Source organism: Candidatus Kurthia intestinigallinarum, from assembly GCF_003991225.1.
GTDB lineage: Bacteria > Bacillota > Bacilli > Bacillales_A > Planococcaceae > Kurthia > Kurthia populi.
The window spans coordinates 663,446-682,768 of the sequence record NZ_JTFC01000031.1 but is presented as its reverse complement, the minus strand read 5'-3'; the positions used below and the strand labels follow the sequence as shown (position 1 = coordinate 682,768).

Below are 19,323 nucleotides of genomic sequence, written 5' to 3'. Positions count from 1 at the left end.
TGAAAAAGGGGCCAGTTGTTATAATGGTTTCTTTTTTTTGTTTTTTATCATTTTTTCGCAGAAGACACCCTCCTCAATGTGTGGAGCGAGTAGGTGGGTGATGAATTCTAGTAGTAAGAGAAGTGTTGCTCAAAAATTGGTGCCGACATATGCGAAGCAATTTAACGCAAAGTATGACGACCATTTAGTGGACGTGCGTGTATTAAACGGTGATAAGGTAACAGCTCAAAAAACAATAAAAGCACAATAATAATAGGTCGTGTGTTATCGTAGAATAATGCATGAGCTTTTTTTGTTGAGCCAAAAAACCTACTTTAAAAGGTCTTATGAACCTTATGTAAACGTTTTATTGAAAAATTTTACAAATTAAATAGTTTTAAAGGTTTAATTTATGGGTAATAAGGTATATAATAGAAAAAATATATGAGAGGATGAGGACGATGGAAAAGCACACACTCGATTCATATGTTGATATATTAACGCATACGAAGCAGGTAGCTGAAAGTATGCACGATGCAGTAGAGGATTATACGAAAATGACGAAAATGCTTGCTACTGCGGTAGATGGGCTAGAGTCAACAGCTAGTCATGTACAGCGTGAAGTGGCGTATGCGCTTGCCTCATTCATCGACGAAGCGGAACGTACGGCTAATTTTTATACGGAAACATCGTGGCAGCATTATATGGGGGCATTGGCGCAGGCGAAAAAGGTGCAAAGTGGGCGCAAGACGAAATTAGTCGAGCTACTGAAGGTGAAAAATGCACTACGTCAGGCGAAAGCACAGCTTGTATATGATGAGATGAAAGTATCGATTTAAGGTTGCGGCTGCAGCCTTTTTTTAATTGACCGATATACGAAGAAAGGGGGACGACTAGATGAAGCGACTAATCACTAGTAGTTTAGCGGCTACGATATTGATGGCGTCATTACCAGTACAAGTAGAGGCACGTGAAATTGTTCGTTCGACGACGAAAAAGGTGACAATCATGTACAAGCATGCAGGAAAAGTGGAGCTGCGCACGATCGAGGCAGGAGAAATTGTACTGATTCGAAAGCGCGGTAAAGTATGGACGAAAATTGAATATCGCAATAAATTTGGCTATGTGGCAACGAAGGATTTAACTTTCCCACAGACGAATAAGGAAAAAGAACAAAAGTTAGCGAAGCAAGGTGAGGCGTTGAAAAAACAAACGGCTGTCTACAATCGCGTAGTCGAAAAGGGGGATATTTCACGCTTGATTGGCCAAGAAGATTTGAAATATCGCCTTGCGCTTGCTAAATTTGAAGGACAAATTAAGACGGTCAATCCGGGTAAGGCCGCAACGAAGCGGCTGACGACAGCATATGTCAATCCAGGAAAGCGTGCAATGAAGCGCGTGCAGCATGAGCTGACGGCGTGGCAGATGCTTGAAACAGCGGAAGCGCAAGTGCGTGCTTTAGAGTATGACGAAGCAGAGGCTACATATAAGAGGGCGCAGGCGGAGCTAAAAGCTGGCAAGGCATTGCGTAAAAAAATGAACTATCCGGCGCTTCCAAAAAAATTTCAGAAAAAAATTGATAAGCGTGCGGCAGTGATTAAAAAACGTTTTACTTCTTCAACATTTAATGACCTATTAGCGGAAGGCCATGTGCATTGGATGAGCGATTTTCAGTTTGAGTCGATCACAACAGCATCGCCGTATATTGATTCGAACGATAACAAGCAAACGACAGGCTTTGTGCTACAGCAAGATGCAAAGCGCGCAGCAGTCATGGTGAGCTTGCATTTGCCGGATAATAATGTATTCAACAAACATGTAGTCTTCAAAAAAATGCGCTATACATTGTCGCGTAGCCAGGCGATGAATGATAGTTTGTTAGAGGCGCCTGTGACGATGACACTTCGCGGAGATAAGCAGTTGCGTGAGACAACGACGATTGAACCATTAAATGAGCCAATTGAAAAAGAAGCGGTTGTTGCGGATGATAGTGCGATCTTTTTTGAGTTTGAAAATGTGCCAAAAGGTATGGCTGTGACGAATATTGTGTTTTATCGATGAAGGAAAAGCCCCAGCCACTTCCAATGGTTGGGGTTTTTAATTTTAATTTGAAGAGCCTATGTCGATATAAGATGAAAAGATAGTGGATGGAGGATGGCGATGAAAAAGTTTGTAGCAGGAATAACCGCGACGGCCTTGTTTGTATCGATGGCGGGCGAGGCAGAGGCAGCGATTAAAAAGGTCGGGGCGAGTGTCGAATTAAAATCAGGAAAGCTCGTATCGAAAAAAACAGGCAAGGTCGTCAAGGGTCATGTGCGCTACAAAGCAAAGGTCTATCACAATGGCAAGCTTTTTACGGGTGTAAAGGATCGCACCTATTACAAAAAAGGCAGTACAGCGAGTGGTACATACAAGGCAAAAATCTACCGAAAAGGCGCTCCTTATACCGGGGTGATTCGTGATGTGTACTACAAAAAAGGTGTAGCGAGTAGCGGTACCTATAAAGGGAAAGTGTATGCGAAAGGCGCGCTTTATTCTGGGCTAAAAGATGAGGTATTATATGCGGACGGTGAGAAGGTAAGTGGCTTAGTAGGGGGCGTTTATTACGAGGAAGGCGCGCCGTATTCGGGGGAGCAGGATGGCCTTTATTTAGAGGAAGGCAAGGTGTTTTCAGGTGTGGTTGACCAGTCACTGTATGTGGATGGTAAAAAACCAGCGGGCTATAAGCTGTATGAGGGGACCCTTTATTGTGACGGGGATATCGAAACGGCGACGGTGCAAGTCAATGATGTGTGGTATGCGGGCGGCAAGCTTGCGAATGGCTCGATTACGACAGAAGCGGGTGAGCAGTTCCATGTGGTGAATGGGCTTGAGGTGTCAGATTCTGAGCCGGAGATACCAGATGACACAACGGCGCCTGACTCAGAGACTGATGATGAAGTTTCTGAAGCTCCGAAACAACCGCAACTACGTGGTTATGAGCTGATTTCAGGGAAGCTTTATTATGATGGAGTGATTGCGACAGGAACACAGCTTTATAATGAAACCCTGTATAGTAACGGAGTCCTTTCAGTAGGGATTGCGTCGTATCATGATCGCTATTATGAAAATGGGACGCTCGCAAATGGCTTGATCATAGTCGGCAATCAGCAGCTACTCGTGTCACAGGGACGCCTGGCGAGTGGTGTGAAGGACTATGTGGAGTATGTGAATGGTGAGGCAGTGAGTGATTTTTATTACACGAATGGTACGCTTTATTTTAAAGGGCAGCCCAATGTCGGTGTCGTGTTATTTCGAGATAAATGGTTTAACGGTGCATCTCTAGCGAATGGGCTGACGGTCATTCATGGGGGAGAGCGAATGCTATCGCAAGGTGTCAATGTGACGGGTCTCGTAGGTGACATTTACTATAAGGACGGTGTGCGCTTTACTGGTGTGGCACAAAAGATTCTGTATACAAATGGGGTACGTGAGACCGGACGTAAGTGGCATGGCGGACTCTTTTTCGTCGATGGGCTGCAGGTCGAGGGAATTTTCCTAGATAACGGCATTTATTACGTCAACGGGGTGCTTGCGACGGGGCGCTATGATGTGCCAGGGCTTGGTGTGCGCTATTTAGTGAATGGTGTGCTCGCAAATGGGCTTGTGCAGGGGATTTATTATAGGGACGGCGAGCGAATGCGTGGGCTTATGCTCATTGGTGGCAAGCTCTACTATGATGGTCTGCCAAATACTGGTGTAAAGCGCTTTGAGGACAGTTGGTATTACAATCAGTATCCGGCAACGGGCATTATTTTTACGGCTGCTGGTGAGGAATATGCGGTAGAAAATGGCAAAGGTGTTACAGGTTTTTATCAATTGGCCTATTATGTGAATGGGAAGCTTGAAGAAGGGTATGTATTACGAAGCGGCGAATTGTACTTTAATGGTCGCCCACACAATCATATAGTCGAGTATGAAGGAATTTGGTATGCACGCACAAAGCCGGCACATGGCGTTTACACGATAAATAATGTGACGTATTGCTTTGACAATGGCGTGAAATTTACAGGACTTTACCAGAAGCGCTACTTTTGGGAGGGTGTTCTTGCGCAAGGACCTCACAACGGGAAGAACTATGTAGACGGGATAGAACAACCATAATATGGGTATTCTGCTTGTGGTCAGCTGATTGAAATGCAGTCCGTTCCGCTCATTTTAGCGAGGGAACGGGCTTTTTTTAGTACATATCCGTTATAATAAAAGTAATGAAATTTCGAGGGAATATAGGGGGCTAACGAGTGAAGGAACGATTTTATTTTTTTACAGAACACTTAGCTGATGGCCGTACGAATTTGGAACAAGTTATTTTATTGCGCTCACAATTATTTGAGCGTAAACTACATGTCTCACCAACAATTGTGACGGTTGAATATGAGCCACAATTAGCGAAGGCACGCCGCACTTTAATTGAGCGCGGTGTGTTGGACAGTGACACACAGTTTTTAAATTTATATGCCGACCTTCAAGAGACGAATATGGAGATGGGACAGCCGAAAGAATGGCCGCTCAATCCGCTATGGTCCTATGAAAAGGTACCGGATTCAAATGATGTTGGCGTGCTAGATAGTGAAGGCAAGCCCGTTCAATATCGAAATTATAGTGAGGAAGGCCGCTTAGAAATGGTCGTGCATTATGATACGCATGGTCGCATTATTCGTAGTGATATTTATGATTCGAATGGCTTTTTAAGTAAAGTACAGGTCATTCAACGTGATGAAGTAACATGTGAGATTTTTTACCGCACAGATGGCCGCGTTTGTATGTATCATTTCTTTGAACAGGATGAGTTAGCATTAATTCAATTAGTGGATGAAGATGGCTCGATTTTATATCAATGTGAGACGGAAACGGAGCTTGCGGGCTTTTGGTTGAAAATGGTGCTAGAGGAGACGGAGACAAATTACTGCTTCGTCGATTCACAAAAACCGTATGCGGCGATTTTAGAGGATTTAGGTCCACGAGCAAAAATCGTGACAATGATCCATGAGCCGCATATTGACTTCCCGAATAATCCCATTGATGGCTCATTAAATGAGGAATACCGTCATGTGTTCCAACAGTTTGATAAGTCGGCGGCAGTCGTCTATGACTCAAACGAGCAGTATGACCATGTGCAGGAGCGCTTTGGTGATGTGAAAAATCAATTTGCGATTCCGACAGGGCTTGTCGAAGTGCCACAGCGTGTGAATTTCAAAGACCGTCAGCCATATGCATTATTATTTGTGGCACCATTTGAGCCGCGCTATAATCCACAGGCGGCAGTACGTGTTTTCAACCGCATCGTACAGCAGCTACCAGAGGCGACACTGTATATGTGCGGCGAAGGCTCGGAGCGAGAAGCGGTCGAGGCGTTGATTCAGGAGCTTGGGCTCGATGACAAGATTGACATTGTTTTAGAGCTTGACGCGAATGTGTACAATCATGTGCAGATGGCGATTTCGACGAGCATCGATAGTGAGGTGCCATTACCGATTTTATACAATCTAGCGTACGGCGTGCCAACTGCGAGCTACAATTATTTATACGGTCCTGGTGATTTGATTTTACATAAGATTAGCGGGTTGCTTGCGAGTCGTAATAATGAGGAAGAGCTTGCGGCGTTAATTGTAGAGCGATTATCAGATCAAAAGGAAACCGAAGCAATGAGTAATCATGCGTACGGTGAGGCACTGCGCTTCAATGCGAACAATACGAAAATTTATTGGATTCAATTGATTCAACGACTACGAGAAAATATTTGGAAAAAATATTAAGACGACGAGACTCTTCAGCTGAAGGGTCTCTTTTTTGTTGGTATAACAGTGTTTTAGCAGTCTATTGCTTTAGCAAACTACTACGCTGACTGTTTTTTTGAAATAGCACACAAGCCAAAATCTGTATGATATGATGGCGTCAGTATTTTAATCGAAAGGACGGCGCAAGATGGAAAATATCGGCGTATTTTTATTAATGTCCCTACTACTTATTTTAGTACCGGGACCAGATTCTGGACTTGTCATTCAAAACTCGATTGTTCATGGCAAAAAGGCGGGCATGAAAACGGTGATTGGCTCGGTGTCAGGGCTATTCATTCATACAGCGGCGGCAGTGCTTGGGTTGTCTGCACTGATCGTCAAATCAGCATGGCTCTTTACTATACTAAAATGGGTCGGGGCCGCGTATTTAATTTATATCGGCATTTCATCCCTACGCACAGTGCTTCGTAAAGAGGAGCCGGCTGCGATGACGAAAGCAAAAAAACAAAAATCATTCTACTTACAGGGGTTCATCACATGTGCATCGAATCCAAAGGTAGCAGTATTTTTCCTTACATTTTTACCGCAGTTTGTGACGGATAATCTAAATCATATGCTGCAGTTTTCATTAATGGGGCTAGCATATGGCGTCATGACGATTATGGTCTTTACGTTGTATGTATTACTAATCGAAGCGTTCTCACGTTGGCTGAAAAAACCAATTGTGCAAAAGGCATTGCAAGGTACAACGGGTGCGGTATTAGTCACATTTGGTGTGCGCCTAGCACTTGAACGTCAGCCATAGCTATTCGTTCCTCGTTTGTTTAGAAATTGGTATAATAAGACAAAAGAGAGGGTGAAGTGATTATGGAAGACTACAAAAATATTATCGTGGCAGTAGATGGCTCTGAATCATCAAAGGCAGCCCTGCAGCGCGCGATTCAAGTGGCACAGCGTAATAAAGCGGTGTTAAATATTGTCAATGTGATTGATACACGTGTATGGGCGAGCCTAGAAGCACGTAATCGCGATAAATTAGAGGCCGATGCGCAGCAATTTGCGACAAGTCTTGTAGATAGCTATGATGATGCGGAGAAAGCGGGCATTGAGCAAATTGAAATTATTACAGAGGCTGGCTCACCGCGTACCGTTATTACGCAGGAGGTAGCGCCTCGTATTGGCGCTGATCTAATCATTTGCGGTGCGACCGGTGTAACCGCAACAGAACGCATTTTCTTAGGCAGTGTATCAGAAGCCATCGTGCGCACAGCACCTTGTGATACGCTTGTTGTACGATAAAGAACAGAGAGCTGCTAGACGAACTGACCTAAAAATCTGTGACAACATAAGAAGAAAAAGACACTTTCAAGGATATACACTCTTTGAAGGTGTTTTTTGATGGGCAAAAAAACAAACGGATTCCTATTAAATAAAAATGAAAGTCACTCGAGATAAAGGTATCAAATGTGCCAGTGAATGAAATGATGAAGGCATATAAGATTAAAAATAATACGCAGATTTTGGTAACGTTAAACCCAGTTGCGTACCAGAGAAAGGTGGCGAAACAAGAATTTGACGGCGACTCCTAGGGGAGCCCTAGCCCTTAGCATGAGTGGAAGACCCCGCAGTGAGCTTGTGAGCGAGGAGGCTTCCGCCATGCCCCAGGAAAGCGTCCGTCAAATTCATTTAGAATATATTGTCTCACTTTCGTGGGTCAGTTTCAGAGGCGGCTCTTTTTTAATGGAACAACTCTCCTTTTTCATCGTCAGTGAAGTAGCGTATAATAGGGTGAATGTAAGGAGTTTTTAAAATGAAAAAAATCAGTTTCGTAATAGCCTCGGTGCTACTAATGCTTATCCTCGGCGCCTGTAGTGAAGAGAAAAAGTCGGACAAGGCGGCGAAGAATGTTGATACGCAGTATGTGGGAAGCTATACACTTATGAGTATGGGCCAAGCAGATGGCAATCAACTAAAGAACTATCGTACGGTGCCGCTGAGTGAGGATTTAGCGTACGCAGAAAAAATTGAGCTGAAAAAAAACGGTGACTACGTCAATATAATCCAGTTTTATGATGATCAGTCTCAGGAGAAAATGTACCAGGAAATCATTCAGTATGATGGCTATACAAATGACGGAAAAAACGTTCATTTAACGACAACAACGGATGATAACACGTATGAGCTCAAAGCCTATAAAAATGAAGATGGCTCACTCATGATGAATTATGATGGTCTAAAGCAGCTGCAAGATAACGGCGCAACGCTTACCAATTCGACAGCAACGTATGATGCGTATAATGTGACGGAATGGTACAACAAAAACAATGCCTCACAAAAATCGACGCAAAAGCTATTCTTCACAGATGAAGGGCATTTAATGAGCGTAACGTATTCAAAGGCAGACAATACAACTAGTGTACTTGTGTACGAAAAATAGAAGAAGCACATTCGAAGATCATCTTTGAATGTGTTTTTTTTGGGATGATAGCTTCTTCGCTACTAGGATTGCTTTTTTGGTTAAGGCGAAACGTAAAAGTCCGATATAGACAAAGAGGTGATCGACATGAAGAAGCAATTACTGATGCTAACAATGGTGACGACACTCGGCTTTTCGACGGTGCAAACGATCGAGGCCGAAGCGGCGACCATTAAATATCCAGAATCTTATCAAGTTTACCTAAAGGGGAGTAAGTTGCATGACCGTATGACGAAGCGTCCGCTGAAAAAATATGCACAATACAAGGGCTTTATGTATAAGAATGGTGTTCGCTTAACGGGAACGGTAAATGGTGTCTATTTTAAAAAAGGGAAGCTTGGCACCGGTATTTATAAGAAGAAATTTTACCGTAGTGGCCAGCTTGCGTCTGGTTTATATGAAGGGAAGCTGTATCGCTCAGGTGTTTTAAATAAGGAATATTACGTCTACAACGACCAGCTCTATCATAAAGAAAAACTGAATGTAGGAATTGCTTTATATAACAAAAAATTGTATTTGGATGATTCATTATATGCGGGTTATTATGTATATGAAGGGGTGCTCTATAAAGATGGCCGTAAAAATACAACCGTCGTGAATGTAGAGGGTGCATGGTATACGGGCGCAACCACTCAGCCGGGGTGGATTCGAACAAAGCAGCTTGGCTGGATTAAAATTGATGACTTTGGCTTTCAAATTAAGGATGCCGTACCACCGCCAAATTTAGAAACTGGGTCTGAATCAAACATCGAAAACCCAGGAGGAAATGAAGGCAATGATATGGAGCCTCCAGCAGTGAATGGCTGGGAGAATGATATGGAGCCTCCTGACTATCCTTCATCATCAACTGCACCACCACAAAATGATGCAGAGCCACCATCCACTACATTGCCACCGCAAAACGATTTAGAGCCACCAACAATGAATGGCTGGGAGAATGACATGGAGCCTCCTGATTTTCCTGAATCATCACCAAATGACTTAGAGCCACCAACAACGAATGACTGGGAGAATGATATGGAGCCTCCTTCTAGTTGGGGGCCGGATGATTGGATATAGTGAAAAACTGTGACACAATAGCCTGATTTCAAACATATTTCACCAATAAAAGGGTATGAAAAAAGTAAGGAATAAGGGGGTATGACCTATGGCGGCACAGCAAGATTGGTTTACACAAAATTTATCGTACGAAGATTACAAAGATTTTCAAAATGCTTTACATTATTATACGTTGACGCATACGGAGTTTGTAGGTCATCGTTTATTATATGGCGTTCAAGTATTAGAGCAGGGTCTCAAAGGTTTTGATTATTCCACATTATCCTATGCCGATACGATTTCAAAATTAATCGAGTTTTGTACCGAATTTGAGCAACTCATGATGTCATCATATCGAGCGTTCTTTTCTTTTTATCGAAGCATATATCACTTCCATGGTGTAGATATCGAAATTGAAGTCGAGGAAATTTTGCGTAACACAGATTCACGATTTTCTGAATTAAGTGGGGCGTTGTTTACCGAGAAAAATTTAAATGCGCATTCACAGAAATTAATTGACTTATTATTGCAGAAACAGGAAGCCATTCGAGAGCGTTTGTTAATGACGATGAATCAGCTACAAGTGCTTGAAAAAGTTTTTCTCGCGGAGCTAGAGCATAATCCAGCTACACCGATGCCAACGATTGAAGAGTTGATAGCGGAAATTTTTGAATTGCTGGCGACGGATAGTTATAAAGAAATTTATGAAAACGCTGTCGAAGTGATGGAAATGATTATTCCAACGATTCCCATGCCCTCTGAGAAAACATCGATTAGTATACTGAGTGCGCGTATTATTAATCATGCAGATTACTTAGCGATGCTCCTTGACCATATCGGTACGAATTATCAGGCGCCGGGGTCAACAGAATGCATTATGGGACGCTGGATTGTCGCGAATAAAGATCAATTTTTACACATTGAGGCATTTCGTAAATTTATCGAGCAGCACGAGGCTTTTCATGATGCAGCACAAGATTTATTACAAAAAGATTCATTCGAAAATTCGCGTAGGATGCTACAGGAGTCAATGGCATTTCTGTCAGCATCCATCGCCTTAATTATCGAAATCAAAGCACGAGAGGGTTAGGGGGAAGTGATGTGTGGAGATTAACAAGTGCAGCAGTAGCTTTAACGCTTTTAGTGCCTTTTGCGACAGCAGAGGCGAAAGAATTAGGAACTGGAATGCTAACAGATGCACAAATTAAGCAACATGAAAACATTGAGATGAAGACATTAGAGACCATTCAATATACAGTGACCTTAGCGAAAGATGCACAAGCAGGAGATACGATTACGATTGCGCTCCCAGCCGATGTGATGCTCTATAGCAATCAGACAAGTGATGTCAAAAACACAGAAGGCAAGGTTGCCGGAAATGTCGCCTTTAATAAGGAGAAAAATGAGGCGATTGTGACGCTAAATGATATCGCAGCGGCGAGCAAGTATAGTCAGCTAATTGTCGATATTCCGGTGACTTTTCAAGATACAACGGCAGGGAAGCATACACTAGAATTACCGCTGAAAAACGGTATGAAGAACGTTGATTATACAGTTGTAGCATCAGCGGCCCCTGCAACGGTTGAGGGAGATGGCACAGTGAGTGGCTCGACGATTTCATGGACGGTGACCATTGATGCGTCAGGCGCAACCTTAACAAACGCGCAACTAGAAAATGCTTTTGGGGATTCCTATGATTTAGATGGTCCAGTTGTTGTAAGCTATAAAAATGCGGACGGCACGACATCAGAGAAGAAATTTAATTCACGCTTGTTGGCAGACCGTACGTTAAAGTTAAATCTAGGAACAATTAAAGAGCAAGTAGTGACAATTTCTTACGATACAACGGTGACCGATATCGAAAAAAAATATACGAATAATTTTACGATTCATTCGTTAAATAGCGACGATATTGTAGCGAAGGCAGTAGTGAACGGTAAGGGCGCTAAGGTGATTGCACCTGAACCTGAGAAAGAAATCCAAAAACAGCCCATTACACAATCTACTGGGCAAGAGCCATTGTCTGCAAAAGCACCGATTGAGCAGCAATCAAATACATCCTCTTATAATGGTGTTAAAACAACGGGTGATGTCATTACAAACAACCCAAAAAATCACGATAGCGGCAATACATTAACGGAGCTACCACAGACAGGTATAAGTAACCCAGCTTGGATTGGCGCAGGCTTACTTGGCGCTGCTTATATGATATTCCGTCGTAAAAAATAAAAGTGGCTCGTATAAAAAAAGTAGAAGAAAGAGGCCGGGACATACGTATAAAAACAACTGCTCTTATAAGCATAAGAAAAACCGGAATCGTGCGGTAGCGCGGTTCCGGTTTTTTGTTGCGAACTTCTAATCAAATGGAGAGAAGTTCGGCGTTTTATCATTTCTTCGCAGAATACCCCTCCCTCAAGGAACGTAGTGAGTAGGGAGGGGATGAATGCGAACCCAATTATTTGAGCTGTGTATTTTTCGTAATAGACATTAACTCACGAACCTTAATTTTTTCGCGATATTCCTGAATAACACCAGCACCTGGCGCGATGTAAATGATATTTCGGTTTGAATATGTCACTTTCATCACATTTTTAAATGTACCGGCCTTTACTTTTTTTGTAGCGAGCAACTGCATTTTCGCGGTTATTGCACGGCGCTCTGCATTGGACTTTGGAATGTCCCAGAAGCGGGCGTTTGGAATCGCCGCAAAAGCCAGCAATTGATAGCTACGCAAAAAGCGTCCATTCATCGATGGATATAAAATAAGCTCATATTGGTTTTGCACGAGCTTGTATTGATCGAGTGGCTCCTGATGATATTTAATTGGGTCGAGCTGCCAAGCCCCTGCAGCCGCGTCGTACCAAGCATAGCTCGTATACGGATACTTTGTGCCATCTGCTGGACGTGAATTAGTTGGCGTGTGAATGCGCTCAAACATAGAGTTTGCCATAACCTTGTATTTATAAAGCTTCGTTTGGTCAACGGCATAGGTGGCAGCAGAAGCACCTTTGTCATCAATTTCTAAATAGGCTGTCAGAATATAGCCCTTTTTACCATTGTATGTGACGCGCCCCCAGCTATCGCTCGCCGTGTAATGAAACGTTACATGCGCCCCCTTTGGTACAGCTATAATGCGCCCTGAACCTGGATGCTTTTTATAAAGGAAAGTCGGCACCTTTGTCGTTGCTGAGTAATTATAATCCTCTGCAGCAGAAGCCTGATTTGACATACTTAGACAGCAAATGATAGCGAATATACTAGCTAAAAATAATTTATACATCGAAAAATCCCCCTTTCATCAGTCATATCGTAAAATATTGCGTTTTTTATAGTAGGAAAGCCGAACTTTTCTAGAAAATTCTTAACTTTAGCGCATAGTCTCGTCTCCCAATTAACGGTATAATTAAGAACAAATACAAGTAGAAACGGGGACAACTATGAACTATAAATCAATTGCTGCAGCCTGTTTAGCAGGATTATTTTTGACATCAGGAACACTACAGGCAACCGCTGCTGAGCCACTTGCGGATGTGAAGCAATACGTCAATGACTATTATTATCCAGGCATTTCAAAGGCAGAGGTCAATAAATCTACATCGATTAAACAACTGATGAAAAAGCTAGATGACTACTCAAGCTATATGACACCAGCGGAGTTTAATGAGTTTTACAATGCGGTTGAAAATCAGCTTGTCGGCATTGGTGTAGGCATTGTTGAGCATAAAAAAGGCATCAAAATTTTACAAGTATATGATGGCAGTCCAGCGAAAAAGGCAGGCATGAAAGCGAGTGACATTATTACCGCTGTGAATGGCAAATCCATTGCGGGTTTGTCGATTGAGGAGAGTAGCAATCGTTTAAAAGGTGACGAGGGAACTTCCGTAACGGTGAAATTTTATCGTCCATCAACAGGAAAATCGTATACGAAAAAAATGACGCGTGCGCTTGTGAATCTTCCAAATGTTGAAACATCCGTGCTTGCGGGCCATATCGCATACATTCGACTCAACTCATTTTCAGAGGATAGCGGTGCCGCAGTAGCGAAGGCTATTCGCAATATGCCAGCGTCTACACAGGGCTATATTTTTGATTTACGTGATAATGGTGGCGGTGATGTAGAGGCGGCTGAGAAAATTATTGGCTTAGCGAAGAAAAATAAAATCGCCTATTTATTAAAAACACGCGAGGGCAATTATAAAGTACAGCCGGCAAAAATGACGACACATTTTGATAAGTCAGTGGCGATGCTCGTAAACGGTAACTCAGCAAGTGCCTCAGAGATGACGGCAGCATCTTATAAAGACCAAAAGGCCGCAACGATTTACGGTCAAAAAACGTACGGTAAAGGGGTTATGCAGTCGATTGTACAAGTGAAGAATAAAGAATACTTGAAGCTAACGATTGCAGAATTTAGAGGACCGAAAAATGCAGTCATTCAAAATAAAGGCGTCACACCGAATGTCGTAACACCTAAAAATAAAGAGCTGTATACGAGTCACCAAGCCTTTTTGAAAAAGCAATTAAAGAAATTTGATAAAGAGGCAACAATCAAACGGACAGCGACAAATCCAAAAATGACTGTAAAACCGACGAAGGATATGGACTGGAAAACGTTAAAAACAGCGAAGGTCTCATTACTACAAATTGGTGGGAAAGAGAAGGATGTAACCGTTAAGCTAAAAGGGAAATCACTTGTTGTGACACCAAAAACGAAGTTGAAAGCTGGAACAAATTATTATTTACGTGTTAAAAATGCCAAAGATTCGACAGATGGTACGTACCGTTATGTCATGATGAAATAGAGAAAGATGCGTCTGATTTAACTATCAGGCGCATCTTTTTTTAAATTTTTGTATAAGTAACCGAACTACCCTGTTCAATTTTATCTCCTTTGTATAAATCTAATGTGTACGTAGGCTCTGCAAATCCAGATTCTGTACCTAGAATGATATTTACTTCTCCGTCATTAACAAAGTAGTTCATCGAGCTAGCTGTTGTAGAGATTTTATAACGACCTTCAGGTAAATCCTTACCAACTGTAAAATTCCCTCCAGGTAATGTAATTGGTTTTGCTTGTACTTGTTTAATTGTACCTGTTAGTGAAGCCAATTCTTTTTTCTTGCTATCAATTTTTGTTTGTAATTCATCATTTCGATCTTTTAATTTCGTTATTTTATTCTCTTGTTTTGTTTTTTTAGCTACCACTTCATCTAAATCTCCAGTAGCCTCCTCGTATTCGCTCATTTCATCATAAGCCGCGTTGACCTCATCCACTAATTCATTATGTGCACTAGTAGCGGTATCTATTTTTTCGTTTAGCATTTTTTCATGTTCTGTCAATTCATCGATATGCGCTTTTTTATCGTTTAAAACGATAGTTGTTTGTTTTTGACCTAAGCTATAACCGATAAATCCAGATAAACCCAGCAATAAGAGCACACTAATAATTGAAATCAGCATTTTTCCTTTGGACATAAACGTTCCTCCTTATACTATTTTTATTTAGATTCACAAATTTAATAGGAGTTAAACTACAGAAAATGAACTATAAATTAAAGTGAATAATTTTTTTATTGAGTGAAATATGAATTAAAAAGTAAAAAAAAGATTCTTTAGACTTGCTTTTTATAAAAACAAGTTGATTATAATTACATAAAAAAATCTTTTTCTAGCATTTTATTCCTTCTTATGTTATCTATTTATATAAGAAAAATAATTTAAAAATTAGTATTAATATGCAAAAAAAATATAAATTTACTTTTGTTGGAATCTTATATGTCGTTAATGTAACAAAAAGACATAAAATGGCTTTTTTTATGTCAATGAAAAGATACATATATAATGGAAGAAACTCCATATTCTTTGAAACAATTTTGCAACATTTGACGTATTCAGTAAATATTCTGGATGTATATTATTTTTCACCATCAATTAGAGATGGTAGAATGAAGACAAGCACATATTTTCAGGAGGGTTTTAATTGAAAAAATTAGTAGCGGCAGCATTTGCTGCAACGTTATCGTTTGCGACGGTTGCTCCAGCAGTAATTGACAATCCAACGACAGCATCAGCAAAGTCGTACAAATCAGGTAAAAGTGGATTTAGTAATTCTAAATCAAATACCAACAATCAAAATGGTGTAACAAACAACAAAACGAACCAAAATCAAAACCAAACAAATAACTCAAAAGCAACAAACTCATCAGCAGCTCAAAAATCAAATAAAGGCGGCTTAATGAAAGGTTTAATGCTTGGTGGTTTAGCAGGTCTATTACTAGGTGGTATGCTTGGTAACATGGGCGCCATGGGTGAAATTCTTGGTTTACTTATTAACGTTATCGGTATTTTAGTTGTTATCATGTTAGTCGTTAGCCTAATCAACATGATTCGTAACAATAAAAACCGCAACAAACGTGACGACAAGGACGATAAACAATGGAACAACTAATTTTAGACGAACAAGAAGTAATCAATGCGCTTTGCACGTATCATGCACGCCAAAAAAACTTAATTCCAGAAGATGTGATGATCGAGCTTATGTACGATGATCATGATGGTCGTGAACCAGAGGAATTTGGTGCTGAGGCGGAGGTAGACAATGAAGTTGTCACATACCAAAAAGGTGATATGATTCAAGCAATTCGTAATTGGGTGAACTTTGAATATAATATTGATCAGTTTTCAGCTATCGTAAAACTAGCGTTCAATGAAGAACAAGGTATTTACGCGATCGTTGAATAATAGAGTAATTAAAAGCAGTAATCATACGAAAATATGGTTGCTGTTTTTTTATTATTTGAAGTTATTTAAGAGGAATGAATCCAACTAAAGCCGCTTTTTTTATAATATTTTACAATAAAAATAATAACTTTATGATAATTTTCAATAAATTAAATCAAAAAACCATTTATTTGAAAAAAGAATTAGAGATAAAGGTACTTTTACGACATGGTTCGACAATCTCTAATAAATGTCATATTTATACTTTTAAAGTTTAAATATGGTATATTTATTAGGGTTCTAGACAGGGATAAAAAGACTCAATAAAATGTTTTAAATTGAAAATAGTCGATTGAGTCCTTGAATATTGGAAATAAAAAGATTTTTTTAGTTCTAATAAACTAATAAAGGTCTTCTTTTTATTCCAAATAATTGAAAAATGTTAGTCTCAATATATTATTATTACAATTTTTATTAAAAAAACCTTAAATTTATTAAAAAAATGTTTCATTATGTGGTAATATAGTCGATAAGGATTACAGAGAGGGTAATAAGGTGAGATATTGTTTAGTATGATGATATCCCCGTTCCTCGGTGATTCATTACAAAATTATAATATGTAACTCAAAAGGAGATTGAATTTCACATGGCAAATGCAAAATTCGTTAAAACAGCAGCAGCAGTAGCACTAGGTGCTTCAGTAGTAACAACAGCAGTAGCTCCAGGCGCGGCTTCAGCAGCGACAACTTACAAAATTAAAGACGGCAAACTTTATAAAAACGGTAAGATCGCTAAAGGCTACGTAGTTTACAAAGGCAAACTTTACAAAAACGGTAAATTAAACAAAGGCTACGCAAAAGTTGGTACTGGTTCAAAAATGAAACTTTACTTCAACTCATCTCTTAAAAAAGGTTTCAAAACGGCGAACAACAAAACATTATTATTCAAAGACGGTTCATTATTCCCTGGCTTCAAACAAGCTGGTGCTGACGAACGTTTATATGAAAACGGTAAATTAGCAGCTGGTTGGGAAGTATACACTGACGCTGAAGGCGTTAAATTCCTTTACAACAAAGGTTACCTATACAAAAACCTTAAAACTGCTACACGTGGCGGCGTAACAAACTTATTCGAAAACGGTGTACTTGCTGAAGGTACTAAATTATTCAAAGATACACTTTACACTGACGGTGTAGTTGATACAAAAGCTCAATTATTCGAAGATACTTTATTCGTAAACGGTAAAAAATCAGTAGGCCAAGAATTCTTCTCTGATCTTTTATATGTAGACGGTAAATTACCAACTGAAGTAACAAAAGCTGATAAAGATTCTAAATACTACGGTACTGACGGTAAATTATTCACTGGTGAAGCTACTGTAAACGGTGAAAAAGTTGAAATCAAAGACGGCGAAATCGTTGAAGATTTATCAATCAAAACAATCGAAGCTTTAAGCGCTTCTCAAATCAAAATCAACTTCACAAAAGCTGTTGATAAAAACACAATCGCTGATGCAGACTTCACTGTTAATTCTTTAGATAACAGCGCTGTAACATTCAAAGGTGAATTAGCTGAAGATGGTAAATCATACACATTAGAAGCTGTTACTGGTAAATTTGATGGCCGCTACGATGTTAAAGTTGCAGCTGACTCAATCAAATCTGCTGACGGTAAAAACATCCAAGCTTACTCAACTACAATTTCTGTATCGGATAAAACAGCAGCAGCAATCGCTGCTGTAACTCCTGATGTATCAGGCACAAAAGCAACTATCAAATTCACTGAACAATTATCTAAACTTGGTACTGTAAGTGTAAATGGCGTAGCTACATCAGTAACATTAGCTGATGATAAAAAATCAGCTGAAATCACTGGTTTAGAATCAGGTAAAGAATACAAAATCGATGTTGTCGGTGCTGTAGACTTAGCTGGTAACGTATCTAACCCATTAACTGCATCAGTATCAACTGGTAAAGACGAAGTAGCTCCTTCAGGTACTGTAGCGGTTAAAGATACTACTTTAACATTAACTTTCTCTGAAGAATTAAAAGCGGCTCCAACTGTCACTGTTGGTGGTGAACCGGCTACTGCTGTTAAAGATGCAACTGATCCAAAAGTATACACTGTAGATGCTACAACGGTATTAAGCAAAGACAATAGTGCATTTAAAAATGACGTACCAGTATTAGTTTCAGGTATTACAGATTTAGCTGGTAACACTGCTAAAAATATCGAAACAAAAGTAAACTTAACAAAAGATGCTACAGCTCCAACTGCTGAAGTTGTATCATTCAAAAAAGAAGCTGCTACTGGTAAATTAGTAGTGAAATTCTCTGAAGCTATTTCTGCTGTAGATGCTTCTAAACTATCATTACAAGTAAAAACTGCTGAAGGCGTATTAGTAACATTAGCTCCTGAAGATTACACAATCGCTGCTCAATTAGGACATGATGTAAACAAAAACGGCACTGTAGAAACTGGTGCAGAAAAAGATCGTTATGCTGAAATCACTTTAACAGACGTTAATAATAAATTCTCTAAAGATAGCCAATTAGTTGATGGTGCATACACATTCACATTCGCTGAAGGTGCATTCACTGATAAAGGTGCTGTTAAAAACAAAGAAGCTAAATTCACTGTAGAACCAAAAGCTGATTCTGAAGCTACTGGCGCTAAAGTAACATACACAGCAACTGCTTCAACAACTGATAACAACCAATTCACAGTTGTTTACACTGAAGATATGACTACATCTGCTCTTGATGCTAAAAACTACACAATCGCAGGTCAAGCACTTCCAGCAGGTACTGACTTAACATTCTTAAACAACAAGAAAACAGTTTTAGTAACATTACCAGCTGGCTCAATCGATGTTGATGGTGCTCGCGTAGTAATCGCTAAAGATGTAACTTCTACAAAAGGCAACACAATCTCTAAAGACCAAACTACTCAAACAGTTGACTTTAAAGAAACAGTTGCACCAAAATTAGACAAAGTAACAGTAAACAGCGACACTCAAGCAACTGCTACATTCTCTGAAAAATTAGCAGCTAACGCATCTATCACAGGTGTTAAAGCTTTCGCTAACGGCGTTGAATTAGCAGGCGCTACATTCGCATTAACTGATGGTGCAGTAGTAATCACTTCTAGCACTAACAAAATCCCAGCAGGCGCTACAGTAACTTTAAAATTTGAAGATACAAACCTTGCTGATGCGAACGGTAACAAAGTAGCAAACAACTAATTGTTGGCTGCTTCAAAAAAAGAAACCCCTAACCGGGTTTCTTTTTTTATACAATACAAAACCCCGAGCCTATAAAGACTCGGGGCTTT

Annotated in this window: 17 protein-coding genes; 15 read left to right on the top strand and 2 right to left on the bottom strand. The window is 40.2% G+C overall.

The genetic code is table 11. From position 1 onward, the window contains the following. The first annotated feature begins 100 nt into the window (after positions 1–100). The 11 genes from QI30_RS20455 to QI30_RS11850 all read left to right on the top strand — a co-directional run bounded on the left by QI30_RS20455 (position 101) and on the right by QI30_RS11850 (position 11,499). A complete protein-coding gene (locus tag QI30_RS20455) occupies positions 101–250 on the top strand; it encodes a hypothetical protein (RefSeq protein WP_158621031.1) in 150 nt (49 codons plus the stop codon). 190 nt (positions 251–440) lie between these two features. Next, positions 441–818 carry a hypothetical protein gene (locus tag QI30_RS11895; RefSeq protein WP_126990912.1) on the top strand — a complete coding sequence of 126 codons (378 nt, stop codon included), beginning with the start codon at positions 441–443 and terminating at the stop codon, positions 816–818. Positions 819–876: 58 nt separating this feature from the next. Next, positions 877–2,040 carry a hypothetical protein gene (locus tag QI30_RS11890; RefSeq protein WP_126990911.1) on the top strand — a complete coding sequence of 388 codons (1,164 nt, stop codon included), beginning with the start codon at positions 877–879 and terminating at the stop codon, positions 2,038–2,040. A gap of 99 nt (positions 2,041–2,139) precedes the next feature. Continuing rightward, positions 2,140–4,122 carry a hypothetical protein gene (locus QI30_RS11885; protein WP_126990910.1) on the top strand — a complete coding sequence of 661 codons (1,983 nt, stop codon included), beginning with the start codon at positions 2,140–2,142 and terminating at the stop codon, positions 4,120–4,122. Positions 4,123–4,259: 137 nt separating this feature from the next. Continuing rightward, positions 4,260–5,774: a glycosyltransferase gene (locus QI30_RS11880; protein WP_126990909.1), complete on the top strand. Its 1,515-nt coding sequence runs from the start codon at positions 4,260–4,262 to the stop codon at positions 5,772–5,774. Between the two features lie 169 nt (positions 5,775–5,943). After that, positions 5,944–6,561, top strand: a complete 618-nt coding sequence (locus tag QI30_RS11875; RefSeq protein ID WP_020189153.1) for a LysE family translocator — start codon at positions 5,944–5,946, stop codon at positions 6,559–6,561. Between the two features lie 62 nt (positions 6,562–6,623). Then, positions 6,624–7,055: a universal stress protein gene (locus QI30_RS11870; RefSeq protein WP_020189154.1), complete on the top strand. Its 432-nt coding sequence runs from the start codon at positions 6,624–6,626 to the stop codon at positions 7,053–7,055. A 511-nt stretch (positions 7,056–7,566) separates the two neighbouring features. Further along, on the top strand, positions 7,567–8,193 hold the full coding sequence (locus tag QI30_RS11865; protein ID WP_020189155.1) for a hypothetical protein: 627 nt from the start codon (positions 7,567–7,569) through the stop codon (positions 8,191–8,193). Positions 8,194–8,319: 126 nt separating this feature from the next. Beyond that, positions 8,320–9,291, top strand: coding sequence for a hypothetical protein (locus QI30_RS11860; protein ID WP_126990908.1), 972 nt, complete (start codon positions 8,320–8,322; stop codon positions 9,289–9,291). Between the two features lie 88 nt (positions 9,292–9,379). Next, positions 9,380–10,360 (top strand): CZB domain-containing protein, encoded by a 981-nt coding sequence (locus tag QI30_RS11855; protein WP_126990907.1) that lies wholly within the window; start codon positions 9,380–9,382, stop codon positions 10,358–10,360. 11 nt (positions 10,361–10,371) lie between these two features. Further along, on the top strand, positions 10,372–11,499 hold the full coding sequence (locus tag QI30_RS11850) for an Ig-like domain-containing protein (protein ID WP_126990906.1): 1,128 nt from the start codon (positions 10,372–10,374) through the stop codon (positions 11,497–11,499). Between the two features lie 226 nt (positions 11,500–11,725). Here the strand turns inward: QI30_RS11850 and QI30_RS11845 are convergent, their stop codons facing one another. Continuing rightward, complete coding sequence (locus tag QI30_RS11845; RefSeq protein ID WP_126990905.1) at positions 11,726–12,550, bottom strand: SH3 domain-containing protein; 825 nt, start codon at positions 12,548–12,550, stop codon at positions 11,726–11,728. A 157-nt stretch (positions 12,551–12,707) separates the two neighbouring features. On the opposite strand from QI30_RS11845, the gene QI30_RS11840 reads away from it, so the two are divergent. Next, on the top strand, positions 12,708–14,072 hold the full coding sequence (locus QI30_RS11840; protein WP_126990904.1) for a S41 family peptidase: 1,365 nt from the start codon (positions 12,708–12,710) through the stop codon (positions 14,070–14,072). Positions 14,073–14,112: 40 nt separating this feature from the next. Here the strand turns inward: QI30_RS11840 and QI30_RS11835 are convergent, their stop codons facing one another. Further along, a complete protein-coding gene (locus QI30_RS11835) occupies positions 14,113–14,745 on the bottom strand; it encodes a hypothetical protein (protein WP_126990903.1) in 633 nt (210 codons plus the stop codon). A gap of 505 nt (positions 14,746–15,250) precedes the next feature. Between QI30_RS11835 and QI30_RS11830 the strand changes: the two genes are divergently transcribed. The 3 genes from QI30_RS11830 to QI30_RS11820 all read left to right on the top strand — a co-directional run bounded on the left by QI30_RS11830 (position 15,251) and on the right by QI30_RS11820 (position 19,234). Beyond that, the gene (locus tag QI30_RS11830; RefSeq protein WP_020189161.1) at positions 15,251–15,718 is read left to right on the top strand and encodes a hypothetical protein; all 468 of its coding nucleotides are present in this window, start codon (positions 15,251–15,253) and stop codon (positions 15,716–15,718) included. Further along, on the top strand, positions 15,706–16,011 hold the full coding sequence (locus QI30_RS11825) for a DUF2653 family protein (RefSeq protein ID WP_020189162.1): 306 nt from the start codon (positions 15,706–15,708) through the stop codon (positions 16,009–16,011). Before QI30_RS11830 ends, QI30_RS11825 begins: the two co-directional genes overlap by 13 nt. 625 nt (positions 16,012–16,636) lie before the next feature. After that, entirely contained in the window at positions 16,637–19,234 is a 2,598-nt protein-coding gene (locus QI30_RS11820; RefSeq protein WP_126990902.1) for a hypothetical protein, read from the top strand. The last annotated feature ends 89 nt before the right edge of the window (positions 19,235–19,323 follow it).